Source organism: uncultured Agrobacterium sp., assembly GCA_913777615.1.
Lineage (GTDB): Bacteria > Pseudomonadota > Alphaproteobacteria > Rhizobiales > Rhizobiaceae > Agrobacterium.
This window is the reverse complement of sequence record CAJYTK010000009.1, coordinates 102,263-117,137: the sequence shown is the minus strand read 5'-3', so window position 1 is coordinate 117,137 and position 14,875 is coordinate 102,263. Positions and strand designations below refer to the sequence as shown.

Here is a 14,875-nt window from a genome sequence, read left to right as displayed (position 1 = left end):
TGGCGCCTTAAAACAGATTGAGGCGAGTTTTTCCGTCGGTGGCGGCAGAGGTTTTCTTTACGCCCGGATCATCCGGCAGACCGCCGAAGAAAGGCACGGCTTCACCGTCCTTTTCAGCAGCTGTGGTTTTCTGCACGGATGGTTTGGCGTCGGGGCTTTTCGGGACCACGGGCTTTGCGGGTTCGACAAGGGGACTGCCCTCTGCTTTTTTAACGCCCGGATCATCCGGCGCACCGCCGAAGAAAGGAACCGGCTCCTCCGTCTTTGCAGGAGAGACTGCCTGCGGCGATTGTGCTGGTGCTGGTGGAGCCTTTGGCTTCGATGCCTCGATCACGGGCTTGATCTCAGACATCGGCTCAATTTTAGCATCGGCCTTAGGCTCGATATGCGGCTTGGGTTCGGTCTTCACCGGAACTGGGATTTCGATAATCCGCTCACGGATTTCAGGCTGCGCCACGTCAGGCAGTGATGCAAGTGCCGTGTCGACGCTCACATCTTCCACCGGGCCCTCGAGCTGGCCGAAAGGCGCCTTCCATTCAAAGGCATCGAGACGACCGGAGACGGGCGAGACGGGGTGCCACTTTTCCGAAACGATACCGTCCGCTACCCATGCCGGGTCGCGTGGCGCGCGCAACGCCTGCGCCATCCAATGGCGTATACGGCCCTGATCGCCGCTTTCGGCCTCTTCTATATCGGCAAGCAGCAGGAAAATGCTTTCGCGGGGTGCGATGCGGGCTGCGGCCTGGGCCTTTGCTCTCGCCTTGTCGAAATCCTGTGCGGCGAGCGCGGCTTGCGCCACGGCAAACAGTGACTCGATATTGTTGGGCTTCAGGCTCTCCAGACGCTCGGCACGCTTCAGCCTGTCAATGGCAGTGTCGCCGCTACGGGCTCGGACATAAAGCTCGGCGATCTGAGGATGCGGTTCGGCCCTCCAGACAGGTTCCAGAACGGCTGCGGCCTTGCGTAGATTGTCCTCGCGCAAATAGGATTTAGCAGCCACGAGCGCCGCTGGAACCAATGCCTTTGAGAGCTTCAACGCAGCCTTCGCATCGTCGCGTGCAGCTTTAGGATCGCTTTCGAACTTTTCTTCAGCCTTGGCCGTCAGAAGAACAGCCTTCAGACGTTCGGCTTCGCCCCGCTCGATGACGTGGGCGGCTTTTTGCTGGTCGAGCAGACGGATTGCGTCATCCCACTCGCCACTACGGCATTTGCTTTCCAGCGTTGCCTGAGCAGCCCAGGGTAGGTAGGGCGCGTTTCGTGCAGCGTCCTCGGCATATTGCAGAGCAGCCTCGTGCGCGCCTTGGCGGCGAGCTTCGATATAAAGACCGCGAAGGCCGAGCTCGCGTGTTTCGGGATCGTTCGCCATCGCCTCGAACTTGCGACGCGCGGCGTCATACTTGCCTTCGATCAGATCGGCCTGCGCTTCCAGCAAATGGATCAACGGTTCCTGGTCTGCACTGAGCAGGCCTTGCGTCCTTGCTGTCATCTTGCGGGCGAGGAGGGCGTTGCCAGCGCCAGCGGCAATCAGACCGGTGGAGAGGGCCTGATAGCCGCGGTCACGCTTGCGGGCCCGGAAATAGCGCCTTGCCATGTGCGGCGAGTTCCACAGTGTGCTGATCATCCACCATACCAGCATAATTGCGGCAACCAGCGTGGCGACGATGGTGGCGGCCACCATAAGGCTCATCTCGATCAACTGTCCCTGCCAGGTGATGGCGAGGACGCCCGGACGATCCGCCAGCCAGGCGAAGCCGACCGCAATGAGAAGGACGATGACGACGAAGCTAACGATCCTGGTCATGTCTTACCCCTGCTGGCCCGTGCTGCTGACAGCGCGATTCAATGTACTGTTGACGAGATCCTCGACCTGAATGCGGGCATCGAGAGATTTCTTGTAGTCGGCGGATGAGGTTCTGGCCGGTTCCGGCAGTGCATCCCATTCGAGTGCGGCACCCTTCAGATCGCCATTCTGCAGCTTGTCTTCCATGCGCGCGATCTTTGCATCCGCGCCTTCGCCTTCGACATTGCCGACGGGACGAACCTTGACCAACGACATGGCGCTGTCTGCGAGGCGGTCGAAGATGCCCTGGTTTGGATCGGACGGTGTCATTGCTGCAAGCATCCCGTTGGCCACATCGGGGAAACGGCGTACCAGTTCGGCGCGGGTCGGCACGCCAGTATTGGCGAAGGGCTTCAGAGCCTGGACCGCGGGGTCGTCCGGCGTGACCTTCGACAGCGTATCGAGTTCGGTGAGGAAGGGGCCGCCGCGATCGATCGCCGCCTTCAGCGCTGCCGAGGCTATCGCGCGTGCCACTTCGACATCGTCACGCGGCTCGTTGATCTTGGCTTCTGCTGCATCCAGTCGCTGCGTCAGCGTCGCGATCGTCTGGCTCTCGGCGGAGCGCTCGGATTGCAAGGTCGAAATCGTCTTTTCGAGCTCGGCGATCTTGGCGGAAGCATCGCCGCCGGAGGCGGTGGAGCTTTCCAGCGCGGCAAGGCGTTGCTCAAGCGCCGAGGCATCTCCTGTCTGCGTCTTGGGCGCGTCCGCGATCTGCTGCTGCAGGGTCGCGACCTGAGATTTTAGCGCGGCAAGTTCCGACGACGATCCGCCATCCGCTGTGCTGGACGGCAGATAGCCTGCATATTGCATGCTACCGGCGGCGAGAAGCGCAATCAGCCCGCCGACGATACCCGCAGCCATCAGGCCGGAGCTTCCCTGCGTTTTCGTATCGCGCGATGCGGTCGTCGAGGCTGTCGCTGGCTTATCCGCGGCCGATGTGGCGGATGACGACGATGCGGAGCTTTGCGGCTTGAAGCTGTCACTTTTGAGCGCGTCTTTTGGGGAGTCGCCAAATGACCCCGCGGCGGTGTTTTTGGTCGCATCGGAAGATGGCGCAGCGGAGGCCGCAGAGGCTGCTGCGGTCGCGGAGGTGACAGGCTTTTGCGCGTCCTGCTTTCCGGCTGCGTTCTCCGCGCTATCCTGCTTTCCGGTTGTGTCTTTTTTGATCGAAGCTTCCGTCTTGGAGACATTCGGCTCCGGTTCGATCGGCGGTTTCGTCGGCTGCTCCCAGATCGGCTTCAGTGTCTCGGCCTTCTCGGTGTCCGTCGCGCTGGTGGCAGGTTTTACCGGCTCGGATGCGCTTGTTTCCGTGACCGACGTTGGTTCATCGGCAGCAGGCTTTGACTGCTCTTGCGTATCGCTCGATGGCTTGGCCGCACTGATATCCGTCACGTCTTTGGCATCCAGATCGATCGTGACCGGTTCGGTCTTGGATTTGGAGTGGCGTGGCGGCTTTCCGGATACCATGACAACCTCATTTCGTCTTGTCTATTCCTCGGTCGCGGTGGCGACGTACCACCTTTCGGAAAGACGGGGTCGCTGGTCGCCACATTGCAAACCTAGTCAGTGATGGTGGCAAAGGAAAGAGGTGAAAGGGAATTAGGTTCCAGTACCTCGGTCCAGAAGATGGAACATTGCGTCCTCGCGTGGTGTAGCGCTTGCCAACGCGCGACTGCGATGTATGGCCGGAACGACGTCCAGAACATTCTCGCTGATGCAGATGAAACGTATCGCGCTGATCAGCGGTGCCAGATCGAGCCTGTCGGAAAGCTCGAAGAAAATCCGGGCGGTTTCCCGAGAGTAGAGCAGAACCACGTCCGGAAGCGGTTCGAAGCGCGCTTGCAGCGTCGGTCGTTCCCAATGAACCGGCTGCATCTCGTAAATCTCCGCCACACTCACTCGTATCGCGTTCTCTGCAAGAGTGCTTTCGAATCCGCCTTCACGCGGGCGTCCGGCAAGATAAAGCAGATGCGGCGACCCATCATCGGGCGCGGGCTTGCTTGCCTGCGGCTTAAATGTGGTTTGCACCAGCCGCGCCAGCGCCACGCCATCACCATCGCCGCTGATGATGGTTCTGAAGCCGATGTCGCGTGCCGCCTTGGCGGTGGCCTCTCCCACGGCAAAGAGTGGGCGGTCCAGGTGGTTGGACAAATCCACGCTGGACGCGCTCAAGGCGCGGATTGCCTCGGCGCTGGTGACGGCCAAAGCGGCGGGCTTGCGCGCCAGTGTCTCTCTGGTGACGTCCGTCTTGTAGACAGGCTCCGTCATGGGCAGGAGGATCGGCTGGTGGCCGCGCTCGCGCAAAAGCGTCGCCGTCTTCTGCCCCGAACGGATCGGACGGGTCACGACGACGCGCATGGCTTATGTCCAGCTTTCGAAGAAGCTGGGACCGGCGGCTTGGCGCACTTTTTCGCCAGCCTGACGTCCGAGCGTTTCGGCATCTGCAAGTCTGCCCGAAACTTCTACGGCATGCTCCGTCTGCCCATCGGGTGTAAGGATGACTCCGTGGAAGTGCAGCTCCTCACCATGACAGGTGGCAAGGCCTGCAATCGGGGTTCGACAGGAGCCGTCGAGCGCTGCTAGAAAGGCGCGTTCGCACATCACTGCATCATAGGTCGGCACGTCGTTGATGGCCGAGAGCAGGTCCTGAATCCGGCTATCGCCGATGCGACATTCAATACCGATGGCGCCTTGGGCTGGGGCAGGGGGAAACGCCTTTGGGTCCAACAGTTCGGTTGGAACCTCGTCCTTGTTCAGCCGCTTCAGGCCGGCGAAGGCAAGCAGAGTGGCGTCCGCCTGACCTTCCGCCAGCTTGCGCAGTCTCGTATCGACGAGCCCGCGAAAGATGATGACCTCAAGATCTGGGCGCAGGCGACGGATGAGTGCCTGACGACGCAACGAGGCCGAGCCGACGATTGCGCCATGCGGTAGCTCCAGAAGGCGAGGCGCTGTTCTGCCGATGAAGGCATCGCGCACGTCTTCGCGCGGCAGGAAGGCGCGAAGCTCCAGTCCCTCCGGCAGCTTGGTCGCCATGTCTTTGGAGGAGTGGACGGCAAAGTCGAGATCGCCGGACAGCAGTTGCGCTTCCAGTTCCTCGGTGAACAGACCCTTGCCGCCGATTTCCGACAAGGGGCGGTCGGTCATGCGGTCGCCCTTGGTTGCCAGCGGCACGATTTCGAACATCTCCGGGGGCAAGTCATGCGCTGCCGCCAGCCGGTCGCGCGTTTCGAACGCCTGCGCCAGTGCCAGCGGGCTACCGCGCGTGCCTATTCGGAAAGGTTTTGTTTGCATCGGCATCTATCCGTTGTTACCGGAGGTGTTCGTACCTAAGTTTCAAAAGCACCGCAATCAACGAACCGGCAGATGACCCCCTTTCTTCGTATCCTCGGCATAGAGACCAGTTGTGACGAAACCGCTGCATCTGTGGTGGTTCGGCATGCCGATGGCCGTGGCGAGATCATCTCCGACGTCGTTTTGTCGCAGCTGGAAGAACACAGCGCCTATGGTGGCGTGGTACCGGAGATTGCTGCGCGTGCCCATGTGGAAGCGCTCGATACGCTGATCGAGGAAGCGCTCGGCAAGGCCGGAGTAACGCTGAAAGACGTCGATGCGATTGCCGCCACATCTGGACCCGGTCTCATCGGCGGGCTGATCGTCGGGCTGATGACCGGCAAGGCGATTGCCAAAGCGGCGGGCAAGCCACTCTATGCCGTCAACCATCTGGAAGGCCATGCGCTGACGGCGCGGCTGACGGATGGGTTGTCATTCCCCTATCTGATGCTGCTCGTTTCCGGCGGCCATACGCAGCTCATTCTGGTGCGCGGTGTCGGCCAGTACGAGCGCTGGGGAACGACCATCGATGATGCACTCGGCGAAGCCTTCGACAAGACGGCCAAGCTGCTTGGTCTGCCCTATCCTGGCGGACCGGCGGTTGAAAAAGCGGCAAAGACCGGTAACCCGGATCGTTTTCCCCTGCCGCGCCCGATGGTGGGTGAGGCACGGCTCGACTTCTCCTTCTCCGGTCTGAAGACCGCCGTGCGGCAGGCGGCGACCGCCATTGCGCCGCTGACGGACCAGGACATTGCCGATATCTGCGCCTCGTTTCAGAAAGCGGTGTCGCGCACCCTTCAGGACCGGATCGGCCGCGGACTTCAGCGTTTTACCGAAACATTTCCTACTGTAGAGGGTGGCCCGGCCCTGGTCGTTGCCGGTGGTGTTGCCGCCAATCAGGAACTGCGCGGCACCCTGCAGGCGCTCTGCGACAAGCACCGCTTCCGCTTCATTGCGCCGCCATTGCAACTCTGCACCGACAATGCGGCGATGATCGCATGGGCGGGGCTCGAGCGCATGGCGCAAGGCATGGAGCCGGATAGTCTCGATGTGCAGCCGCGCTCGCGCTGGCCGCTCGATGCCGAGGCTCAGACCCTTGTCGGCTTCGGCAAGCGTGGGGCCAAGGCATGAGCAAGCGCGAAACCATCGTCGTCATCGGTTCCGGTGCGTTCGGCACGGCGATTGCGGTGGTGATTGCGCTGGAAAATCGTCATGAGGTGACGCTGCTCGGTCGCGATCCGTCGCTGATGGCAGACTTGCAGGCCGATGGCGTGCATGAGGCAGCACTCCCCGGCATTACGCTCCCCGATGCGCTGAAATACTCGGCCGAGCCGGAGGTGTTGCGCAATGCAGACATCGTGCTCTTCGCCATGCCTTCGCAGGCGCAAGGCGATGCGGCGCGTCACTATGGTCCTTATCTGGCTAAGGATGCTGTGGTGATGACGCTCGCCAAGGGTATCGACCGCTCCTCCGGCCAGTTGCTGACGGACGTGCTGGAAAAGGAACTGCCTTCGCACCCTGTCGCCGTGCTCTCGGGTCCGGGCTTTGCCGCCGATATCGCCAAGGGGCTGCCGACAGCCATGGCGGTTGCTGCAAGCGACGCAGCGCTTGCAGAGCATCTGGCGCAAACCATTTCCGGACAGACCTTCCGGCTTTATGCGTCGACCGATCGGATCGGCGTGCAGCTTGGCGGCGCTTTGAAGAACGTGCTGGCGATTGCCGCCGGGATTGTCGAAGGGGCGGGCCTCGGAGAATCGGCACGTGCTGCACTGATTGCGCGCGGACTTGCCGAAATGTCGCGGCTTGTCGTGGCAATCGGCGGGCAGGCGGATACGGTTCGCGGGCTTTCCGGTCTCGGCGATCTTGTGCTGACGGCCACCAGCCACCAATCGCGCAATCTGCGCTTCGGCATAGCGTTGGGGCAGGGGGACTCGCCGTCCGCCTTCCATGGCGGGCTGGTCGAGGGCGCTTATGCAGCCTCCGTGGCCTCGCGTCTTGCGGCAAAGCATCAGGTCGATATGCCGGTGACCGATGCGGTTGCGGCGATCATCGACGGACGGCTGGACATTCTGACCGCCATGCGACAATTGATGACACGGCCCATCACCACTGAGTAGTGACTGGGCGACAAGAGGAGAAGACAATGCTGTTTGCCTTTATCTGCAAGGATAAGCCCGGCCACCTTAACGTGCGTATGGATACGCGCCCGGCGCATCTGGAGCATCTCAACAAGCTCAACGCCGAAGGCACGCTGAAGATCGCTGGCCCGTTTCTCGATGCCGAAGGCAAGCCGAATGGCAGCTTGGTGATCGTTGAAGCCGCCGATATCGAGGCTGCGCGCGCTCTCGCCGATGCCGATCCTTATGCGAAGGCAGGGCTGTTCGAGAGCGTCGATGTGAAGCCCTATAACTGGGTCTTCAACAATCCGGCGGCGTGAGGACAAACAACGATATGGCGAATTACTGGCTTTTCAAATCCGAACCCGACACATGGTCCTGGGAACAGCAGAAGGCCAAGGGCGAGTCTGGCGAGGAATGGACCGGCGTGCGCAACTATCAGGCACGCAACAACATGCGGGCCATGAAGCTTGGCGACAAGGGCTTCTTCTACCACTCCAATGAGGGGCTGGAAGTCGTCGGCATCGTCGAGGTTTGCGAATTGTCGAAGCCGGATTCCTCTGCAGAGGGGGATGCGCGCTGGGACTGCGTGCACATCAAGGCGGTCCGCGATGTGCCAAAGCCCGTGACCTTGAAGGCGGTGAAGGCCAATCCGAAGCTTGCCGACATGTCGCTCGTCACCTCCATGCGTCTTTCCGTCCAGCCGGTGACGGAAGAGGAATATCTGGAAGTCTGCCATATGGCGGGCGTCGACAAGCCACCGCGCTCGCCAGACTGATCTTCCCCGTTGAAAACCGCGCCAGACGACTTCATTCGCGCCAATACCAGCATCATGGCGCCGCCGCATGTGCCGGAGCTTGCCCTCCATCTGGCAAGTGAAGCGCATGATCTGTGGCTGAAGACGGAAGAAGAACTGGAAGAGATCGGCCTACCTCCGCCCTTTTGGGCTTTCGCATGGGCCGGCGGCCAGGGTCTGGCGCGCTATATCCTCGACAATCCCGAGATTGTTCGCGGCAAGCGCGTCGTCGATTTTGCCAGCGGCTCAGGTATGGTGGCGATTGCTGCGGCTCTTGCTGGTGCCGCACAAGTGCAGGCGGTCGATATCGATCCCTGGGCAAAGAGCGCGGTTCTGCTGAACGCCGCGGTGAACGGGGTGACGATCGATGTGATCTCCGACGACCTGATCGGCAATGACATCGACACGGACGTTCTGCTTGCCGGCGACGTGTTCTACGACAAGGGATTTGCCGATGCGCTCATCCCTTGGTTCTCAGCCCTCGCCGCCGGAGGTATTGCCGTGCTGGTCGGCGATCCGGGTCGCGCCTATCTCCCGAAGACCAAGTTGACCGCCTGCGCCACCTATCAGGTGCCAGTCACGCGCGCGCTGGAAGACAGCGAAATCAAGCAGACGACCGTCTGGTGTCTATCGTAAAGCTACAGCATCGCGCTTCAGGCTAGGCTGTTAAGGGCGAATGACGCAGACGCCGGATTCATATTGGCAGTTGGCGTTCATCGTGCGCTGGTTCACATGGATGATGCGCGGTTCGACCGTCGTCTTGCGGTATCCATCCGGCAGATAAGCACCGCCGCTTTGGGCGTAGAAATAGTTTCCGTTGCCAGGAAAACGCGCCGCCGACAGTCCGCCTGCATAGGTGCCAAGGCCTCTGATATAAGACGGCAGACCATAACCGCCGACGACAGAGGGCTGCGAATGGCTGTAAGGACGGTACGAGCGATGGTCGCGGTGGCCGTCGTTCGCCCTCGCAAGAGAGGGGAAACCAATGGCGATCAGGAGGATTGGAATGATCCAATGGGCCTGCTTGAACATGATCTTCTCCATCTAGTTTTTTAAGCTCTCCGTTGAGTCGGAAAGGCATTTTTGTGTTTACGTTTACGTAAATTAATTTGAATGTTGACGTCTGGAAACGCTCGACATTTTATTTTCGATCCCAAGAATCACGCAGAATTTTTAGACCACAATCGATTAAATTCAAAACGGTTGCCGATTGTACTTGTCGTGATGCCCTCGTGCGATTAAAGGTCGCGCTTGGTGCAATGCACATTCTTTCGTCATGTGCGTTGTTTGGGGGCGCCCGGCTATGATCGGCGCCAAAAACGCCGTGAGGTTCATATGGCGAACACGACAAACAATCGGCCTTTGTCGCCGCATCTTCAAATCTATAAGCCCATTCCGACGATGGTTGCGTCCATTGTACACCGTATTACCGGTGGCGCACTCTATTTCGGCACGCTTCTGGTTGCCTGGTGGTTGATCGCGACCGCGTCTGGCGTCGATGCCTACGCGTGGGTGCAATGGGCCATGAGCTCGCTGATCGGCAAGCTGATCTTGATTGGTTATACCTGGGCGCTGGTTCACCACATGCTAGGCGGCCTGCGCCACTTCATGTGGGATCTCGGCCACGGCTTCGAGAAGCATTTTACCACCAAGCTCGCCAAGGCGTCCTTCGTCGTTTCGATCTGTCTGACCGCGCTGATCTGGGTTGTCGCCCTGATCGTGCGCTGAGGAGATATAATCATGGATATGCGCACCCCTCTCGGCAAGGTTCGTGGTCTCGGCTCCGCCAAGGAAGGCACCGAGCACTTCTGGCGCCAGCGCGTGACGGCTGTTGCCAACGTGCCGCTGCTGATCTTCTTCGTCGGTTTCCTGGTCATGTATGGCGGCGCACCCTATGAGGTCGTCGTTTCGGCTCTTTCAAATCCGCTCGTTGCAGTGATCATGGCGCTCGTCGTCGTGTCCGGCCTCATCCATATGAAGCTTGGCATGCAGGTCATTATCGAGGACTATATTCATGCAGAAGTTCCCAAGCTGGTTCTTCTGATGCTGAACACCTTCTTCGCGGTAGTCGTCGGCGGTCTCTGTCTCTTCGCCGTTCTGAAAATCGCATTCGCAGGATAATCCGTCATGGCACCGAACAGTTCATCTTCCCAGAACGGCAAGGCCTATACCTACGTCGACCATTCCTATGACGTCATCGTCGTGGGTGCGGGCGGCGCTGGCTTGCGCGCAACGCTCGGCATGGCCGAGCAGGGCTTCAAGACAGCCTGCATCACCAAGGTTTTCCCCACCCGCTCGCACACTGTTGCGGCCCAGGGCGGTATTGCCGCCTCGCTCGTCAACATGACGCCCGACTGTTGGCAGTGGCACCTTTACGACACCGTGAAGGGCTCCGACTGGCTCGGCGACGTGGACGCCATGCAATATCTCGCCATGGAAGCGCCGAAGGCGGTCTATGAGCTTGAGCATTACGGCGTGCCGTTTTCGCGTAACGCCGAAGGCAAGATCTACCAGCGCCCCTTCGGCGGCCACATGCAGAATTACGGCGAAGGCCCGCCGGTACAGCGCACCTGCGCTGCCGCCGACCGTACCGGCCATGCCATTCTGCACACGCTTTACGGCCAGTCGCTGCGCAACAATGCGGAATTCTTCATCGAGTATTTCGCGCTCGACCTGATCATGTCGGATGACGGTCGCTGCACCGGCGTCGTTGCCTGGAACCTGGACGACGGCACCATTCACCGTTTCTCCGCCAAGATGGTCGTTCTGGCCACCGGCGGTTACGGCCGCGCCTATTTCTCCGCTACCTCCGCGCATACCTGCACGGGTGACGGCGGCGGCATGATCGCGCGTGCCGGCCTTCCGCTTCAGGACATGGAATTCGTGCAGTTCCACCCGACCGGCATCTACGGTGCGGGCTGCCTGATCACAGAAGGCGCACGCGGCGAAGGCGGTTATCTCGTCAACTCCGAAGGCGAGCGCTTCATGGAGCGTTACGCTCCGTCGGCCAAGGACCTGGCATCGCGTGACGTCGTGTCGCGCTGCATGACCATGGAAATTCGCGAAGGCCGCGGCGTTGGCAAGAACAAGGATCACATCTTCCTCCACCTCGATCACCTTGATCCGGCGGTTCTCCATGAGCGTCTTCCGGGCATTTCCGAAAGCGCCAAGATCTTCGCAGGCGTGGACGTGACGCGCGAGCCGATCCCGGTTCTGCCGACGGTTCACTACAATATGGGCGGCATTCCGACCAACTATTGGGGCGAAGTGCTGAATGCCGACAGCGAAAATCCTGGTCGCATCGCACCCGGCCTCATGGCTGTGGGCGAAGCGGGCTGCGCCTCGGTCCACGGTGCAAACCGTCTCGGCTCCAACTCGCTCATCGACCTCGTGGTCTTCGGTCGCGCGGCCGCCATCCGTGCGGCCCAGGTCATCGACCGCGACGAGCCGGTTCCGGCGCTCAACATTGCTGCCTGCGACAAGATCATGGATCGCTTCGATCGTCTGCGCAACGCCAGCGGCAGCACGCCGACGGCGGTGCTGCGCGACAAGATGCAGCGCGCCATGCAGGAAGATGCCGCCGTGTTCCGCACGCAGGAATCGCTTGCAAACGGTTGCCAGCGTCTCTCCGCCATCTGGAAGGAACTTCCGGACGTGAAGGTCACCGACCGTTCGATGGTGTGGAACTCCGATTTGGTGGAAACGCTGGAGCTGGAAAACCTGATGGCCAACGCCATCACTACCGTCTACGGCGCGGAAGCCCGCAAGGAAAGCCGCGGCTCGCATGCACGCGAGGACTATACCGATGGTCCGTTTGCCGGTCGCGACGACGTCAACTGGCGGAAGCACACGCTGGCCTGGGTCAGTGAAGCGGGCGACGTCAAGCTCGACTACCGTCCGGTTCACACCGAACTCATTGCCGATGGCATCGATCCTAAAAAGATCGAGCCAAAAGCACGCGTCTATTGATTTGAGAGGTATTGGACATGGTTGAACTTGCTCTCCCAAAAAACTCTCAGATGACCGAAGGCAAGGTCTGGCCGAAGCCCGCAGGCGCGAAGAATGTTCGCGAGTACCGGATCTATCGCTGGAACCCCGACGACGGTCAGAACCCGCGTATCGATACCTATTACATCGATATCGACGATTGCGGCCCGATGGTTCTCGATGCGCTTCTTTACATCAAGAACAAGATCGACCCGACGCTGACGCTTCGCCGTTCCTGTCGTGAAGGTATCTGCGGTTCCTGCGCGATGAATATCGACGGCACGAATACGCTGGCCTGCACAAAGGGTATGGAAGAGATCAACGGCACGGTGAAGGTCTATCCTCTGCCGCATATGCCGGTGGTCAAGGATCTTGTGCCGGATCTATCGAACTTCTACGCCCAGCACCGCTCCATCGAGCCATGGCTGAAGACGGTATCTCCGACGCCTGCCAAGGAATGGAAGCAGAGCCATGAAGACCGCCAGAAGCTGGATGGTCTTTACGAGTGCATTCTGTGCGCCTGCTGCTCCACCTCCTGTCCCAGCTACTGGTGGAATGGCGACCGTTACCTTGGTCCAGCCGTTCTGCTCCAGGCCTACCGCTGGCTGATCGATAGCCGCGACGAAGCAACGGGCGAGCGTCTCGACAACCTCGAGGACCCCTTCCGTCTGTATCGCTGCCACACGATTATGAACTGCGCGCAGGCCTGCCCGAAGGGTCTTAACCCTGCCAAGGCGATTGCCGAGATCAAGAAGATGATGGTCGAGCGTCGCGTTTGATGGTGGCCTGATCCTTGAGACATGTCCAAGCCGCGGCCCGAGGTCGCGGCTTCTTTATTCGCAAGCGGCCAGGAATTTTCCTAAAATGCCCTCGAAATGGCAATTATCGTTGCTGCGTCTTGCGTTAGCTAAGGCTTTGGTAATAATTCAGCCGCTTTGTGTAACCATGAATTTTCCGAAGCGAAGAGAATCGGGAGCTTGAGATGCAAGTTAGATATGTGGTGACGGGCCTTATGGTCGTTATCGGCCTCGCCGGTTGCCAGCGTACCTCTTACGACTATAGCAGCAATTCCAATGCTGGACCCGGCTATACGCCGCCGCTTCAGGCTCAGCCCGTTCCCTCCGTCCAGTCCGGCGCTCTTCCTCCTCCCGGCGGCTCGTCGCAGTTCCCGACAGCGCCGGCAGCGGCAGCACCGACAAGCACGACAATGGCATCTGCGCCGACGACGGCGCTCGACGTGACCAAGGAATCGATGGTTGGCAACTGGCGCGTTTCCAACGGTGCCGCCAATTGCGACATGTTCCTGACGCTCACCAATCTCGGCAGCGGCTCGCGTGGCGGTACGCGCGGTTGCACCGGCGATCTGACGGCCATGGGCTCCTGGGAAGTCTCTGGCAAGATGGTTCAGTTCAAGAACCGTGCAGGCGATACGATCGGCCGCGTCTACAAGACGTCTGACGCTCGCTACGACGGTACGACCAATAACGGCCAGCCTCTGAGTCTGAGCCGATAACAGATCGACGGGGAGCGCGCGTCTGCTTCAAGCGACGTGCGCTTCGCGCGCGGGGTCTTTCTCCATGCAGCCAGTGCCGGCCTATAACCAGAGTGTCGTTGAGCAACTCAACGCATTGACGGCGTCCGGCGAGTTGAAGGCCGATGCCGCCCAACTCGGTGTTGCGGCCCATCTCGACAGAATCCTCTCCGATCTGAAGCTGCGCAAGCCAGCCAAGAAGAAAAGCGCGCTCGGCTGGATGTTTGCCCGCAAGGCTGCATCTTCCCCTTCGGTCAAGGGTCTTTACGTTCATGGCAGTGTCGGGCGCGGCAAGACCATGCTGATGGACATGTTCTTCCAGATGGCGCCGATCGAGAAGAAGCGGCGTTGCCATTTCCATGAATTCATGGCCGATGTACATAACCGGGTCCATGCGCACCGGCAGAAGCTGAAAAGCGGTGAGACCAAGCAGGCCGACCCAATCCCGCCGGTGGCCGCGCAGTTGCTTGCCGAAGCTGAACTGCTTTGCTTCGACGAGTTCACCGTAACGGACATTGCCGATGCGATGATCCTGGCCCGGCTCTTCACAGAACTCTTCGCCAATGGCTGCACGCTGGTGACGACCTCCAACGTCGTGCCAGACAATCTCTACAAGGATGGCCTCAATCGCGGTCTCTTCCTGCCGTTCATCGATCTCTTGCAGCAGAATGTCGAGGTCGTCAGCCTTGATAGCCCGATCGACTACCGGATGGAGAAGGTCAAGAGCCTGCCCGTCTATGTGACGCCGCTCGATGGTGCGGCCGATCAGGCGATGGACATGGCCTGGCATCATCTGACTGCGGGGCAGGCCGTCGCGCCGGTGGAGATCGAGATGAAGGGTCGCTCGGTCCTCGTGCCACGAGCGGCGGGGCGGGTCGCACGCTTCACCTTCCGCGACCTCTGCGAGAAGCCCCTCGGCGCGTCCGACTTTCTGGCCATCGCCGACCGGTTCGATACCGTCTTCATCGATCACATTCCGATGCTGAGCGCGGATCGCCGCAATGAGACCAAGCGCTTCATCATTCTGATCGACACGCTTTACGATCACACCGTTCGGCTCTTCGCTTCCGCCGCGGCCATGCCGGAGGATCTTCTGGGGACCAGAAAGGGTACCGAAGGTTTCGAGTTCGATCGCACCGCCTCGCGTCTGTTTGAGATGCGAAGTGCCGACTATCTCGCGCTGCACAATGAAAAGCGGCAGACAGCATGACGTTTTAATGACACAATATATTACGTTTACGTAAGAATTTTATCATCTAAACGATTGAAAAACC

Annotated in this window: 16 protein-coding genes; 11 read left to right on the top strand and 5 right to left on the bottom strand. The window is 60.2% G+C overall.

The window, feature by feature from the left end:
- Window positions 1-7 precede the first annotated feature (7 nt).
- The 4 genes from QZ862_RS08065 to hemC form a co-directional block, all read right to left on the bottom strand.
- The gene (locus QZ862_RS08065) at window positions 8-1,801 is read right to left on the bottom strand and encodes a heme biosynthesis protein HemY (RefSeq protein WP_296098868.1); all 1,794 of its coding nucleotides are present in this window, start codon (window positions 1,799-1,801) and stop codon (window positions 8-10) included.
- Window positions 1,802-1,804: 3 nt separating this feature from the next.
- A complete protein-coding gene (locus tag QZ862_RS08060) occupies window positions 1,805-3,307 on the bottom strand; it encodes a hypothetical protein (RefSeq protein ID WP_296020454.1) in 1,503 nt (500 codons plus the stop codon).
- A gap of 132 nt (window positions 3,308-3,439) precedes the next feature.
- Complete coding sequence (locus tag QZ862_RS08055; RefSeq protein WP_296020453.1) at window positions 3,440-4,198, bottom strand: uroporphyrinogen-III synthase; 759 nt, start codon at window positions 4,196-4,198, stop codon at window positions 3,440-3,442.
- 3 nt (window positions 4,199-4,201) lie between these two features.
- Entirely contained in the window at window positions 4,202-5,131 is a 930-nt protein-coding gene (gene hemC, locus QZ862_RS08050; protein ID WP_296035205.1) for a hydroxymethylbilane synthase, read from the bottom strand.
- 72 nt (window positions 5,132-5,203) lie between these two features.
- Between hemC and tsaD the strand changes: the two genes are divergently transcribed.
- The 5 genes from tsaD to QZ862_RS08025 are packed head-to-tail and all read left to right on the top strand — an operon-like array spanning window position 5,204 to window position 8,719.
- A complete protein-coding gene (gene tsaD, locus QZ862_RS08045; RefSeq protein ID WP_296020448.1) occupies window positions 5,204-6,301 on the top strand; it encodes a tRNA (adenosine(37)-N6)-threonylcarbamoyltransferase complex transferase subunit TsaD in 1,098 nt (365 codons plus the stop codon).
- The gene (locus QZ862_RS08040; RefSeq protein ID WP_296073663.1) at window positions 6,298-7,287 is read left to right on the top strand and encodes an NAD(P)H-dependent glycerol-3-phosphate dehydrogenase; all 990 of its coding nucleotides are present in this window, start codon (window positions 6,298-6,300) and stop codon (window positions 7,285-7,287) included. The genes tsaD and QZ862_RS08040 overlap by 4 nt, the downstream gene beginning before the upstream one ends.
- 26 nt (window positions 7,288-7,313) lie before the next feature.
- Complete coding sequence (locus tag QZ862_RS08035) at window positions 7,314-7,607, top strand: YciI-like protein (RefSeq protein WP_296020444.1); 294 nt, start codon at window positions 7,314-7,316, stop codon at window positions 7,605-7,607.
- Window positions 7,608-7,621: 14 nt separating this feature from the next.
- Complete coding sequence (locus tag QZ862_RS08030; protein ID WP_296020442.1) at window positions 7,622-8,065, top strand: EVE domain-containing protein; 444 nt, start codon at window positions 7,622-7,624, stop codon at window positions 8,063-8,065.
- 9 nt (window positions 8,066-8,074) lie between these two features.
- Complete coding sequence (locus QZ862_RS08025; RefSeq protein WP_296098866.1) at window positions 8,075-8,719, top strand: methyltransferase; 645 nt, start codon at window positions 8,075-8,077, stop codon at window positions 8,717-8,719.
- Window positions 8,720-8,749: 30 nt separating this feature from the next.
- Here the strand turns inward: QZ862_RS08025 and QZ862_RS08020 are convergent, their stop codons facing one another.
- Entirely contained in the window at window positions 8,750-9,115 is a 366-nt protein-coding gene (locus tag QZ862_RS08020; RefSeq protein ID WP_296098864.1) for a hypothetical protein, read from the bottom strand.
- Window positions 9,116-9,418: 303 nt separating this feature from the next.
- Here QZ862_RS08020 and sdhC point away from each other — a divergent pair, with 303 nt between their 5' ends.
- The 6 genes from sdhC (at window position 9,419) to zapE (ending at window position 14,811) form a co-directional block, all read left to right on the top strand.
- Window positions 9,419-9,811, top strand: coding sequence for a succinate dehydrogenase, cytochrome b556 subunit (gene sdhC, locus QZ862_RS08015; protein WP_296035216.1), 393 nt, complete (start codon window positions 9,419-9,421; stop codon window positions 9,809-9,811).
- Window positions 9,812-9,823: 12 nt separating this feature from the next.
- Window positions 9,824-10,204 (top strand): succinate dehydrogenase, hydrophobic membrane anchor protein, encoded by a 381-nt coding sequence (gene sdhD / locus QZ862_RS08010; protein ID WP_296020435.1) that lies wholly within the window; start codon window positions 9,824-9,826, stop codon window positions 10,202-10,204.
- Between the two features lie 6 nt (window positions 10,205-10,210).
- Complete coding sequence (sdhA, locus tag QZ862_RS08005; RefSeq protein WP_296098860.1) at window positions 10,211-12,052, top strand: succinate dehydrogenase flavoprotein subunit; 1,842 nt, start codon at window positions 10,211-10,213, stop codon at window positions 12,050-12,052.
- A 17-nt stretch (window positions 12,053-12,069) separates the two neighbouring features.
- Window positions 12,070-12,849 (top strand): succinate dehydrogenase iron-sulfur subunit, encoded by a 780-nt coding sequence (locus QZ862_RS08000; protein WP_296020430.1) that lies wholly within the window; start codon window positions 12,070-12,072, stop codon window positions 12,847-12,849.
- Window positions 12,850-13,052: 203 nt separating this feature from the next.
- A complete protein-coding gene (locus QZ862_RS07995; protein ID WP_296020427.1) occupies window positions 13,053-13,583 on the top strand; it encodes a protease inhibitor Inh/omp19 family protein in 531 nt (176 codons plus the stop codon).
- A 64-nt stretch (window positions 13,584-13,647) separates the two neighbouring features.
- Window positions 13,648-14,811: a cell division protein ZapE gene (gene zapE / locus QZ862_RS07990; RefSeq protein WP_296098856.1), complete on the top strand. Its 1,164-nt coding sequence runs from the start codon at window positions 13,648-13,650 to the stop codon at window positions 14,809-14,811.
- Window positions 14,812-14,875 lie beyond the last annotated feature (64 nt).

Coding starts and splice junctions, on each gene's coding strand:
- QZ862_RS08065 (WP_296098868.1), bottom strand. CDS start 1,801: ATGACCAGGATCGTTAGCTTCGTCGTCATCGTCCTTCTCATTGCGGTC.
- QZ862_RS08060 (WP_296020454.1), bottom strand. CDS start 3,307: ATGGTATCCGGAAAGCCGCCACGCCACTCCAAATCCAAGACCGAACCG.
- QZ862_RS08055 (WP_296020453.1), bottom strand. CDS start 4,198: ATGCGCGTCGTCGTGACCCGTCCGATCCGTTCGGGGCAGAAGACGGCG.
- hemC (WP_296035205.1), bottom strand. CDS start 5,131: ATGCAAACAAAACCTTTCCGAATAGGCACGCGCGGTAGCCCGCTGGCA.
- tsaD (WP_296020448.1), top strand. CDS start 5,204: ATGACCCCCTTTCTTCGTATCCTCGGCATAGAGACCAGTTGTGACGAA.
- QZ862_RS08040 (WP_296073663.1), top strand. CDS start 6,298: ATGAGCAAGCGCGAAACCATCGTCGTCATCGGTTCCGGTGCGTTCGGC.
- QZ862_RS08035 (WP_296020444.1), top strand. CDS start 7,314: ATGCTGTTTGCCTTTATCTGCAAGGATAAGCCCGGCCACCTTAACGTG.
- QZ862_RS08030 (WP_296020442.1), top strand. CDS start 7,622: ATGGCGAATTACTGGCTTTTCAAATCCGAACCCGACACATGGTCCTGG.
- QZ862_RS08020 (WP_296098864.1), bottom strand. CDS start 9,115: ATGTTCAAGCAGGCCCATTGGATCATTCCAATCCTCCTGATCGCCATT.
- sdhC (WP_296035216.1), top strand. CDS start 9,419: ATGGCGAACACGACAAACAATCGGCCTTTGTCGCCGCATCTTCAAATC.
- sdhD (WP_296020435.1), top strand. CDS start 9,824: ATGGATATGCGCACCCCTCTCGGCAAGGTTCGTGGTCTCGGCTCCGCC.
- sdhA (WP_296098860.1), top strand. CDS start 10,211: ATGGCACCGAACAGTTCATCTTCCCAGAACGGCAAGGCCTATACCTAC.
- QZ862_RS08000 (WP_296020430.1), top strand. CDS start 12,070: ATGGTTGAACTTGCTCTCCCAAAAAACTCTCAGATGACCGAAGGCAAG.
- QZ862_RS07995 (WP_296020427.1), top strand. CDS start 13,053: ATGCAAGTTAGATATGTGGTGACGGGCCTTATGGTCGTTATCGGCCTC.
- zapE (WP_296098856.1), top strand. CDS start 13,648: ATGCAGCCAGTGCCGGCCTATAACCAGAGTGTCGTTGAGCAACTCAAC.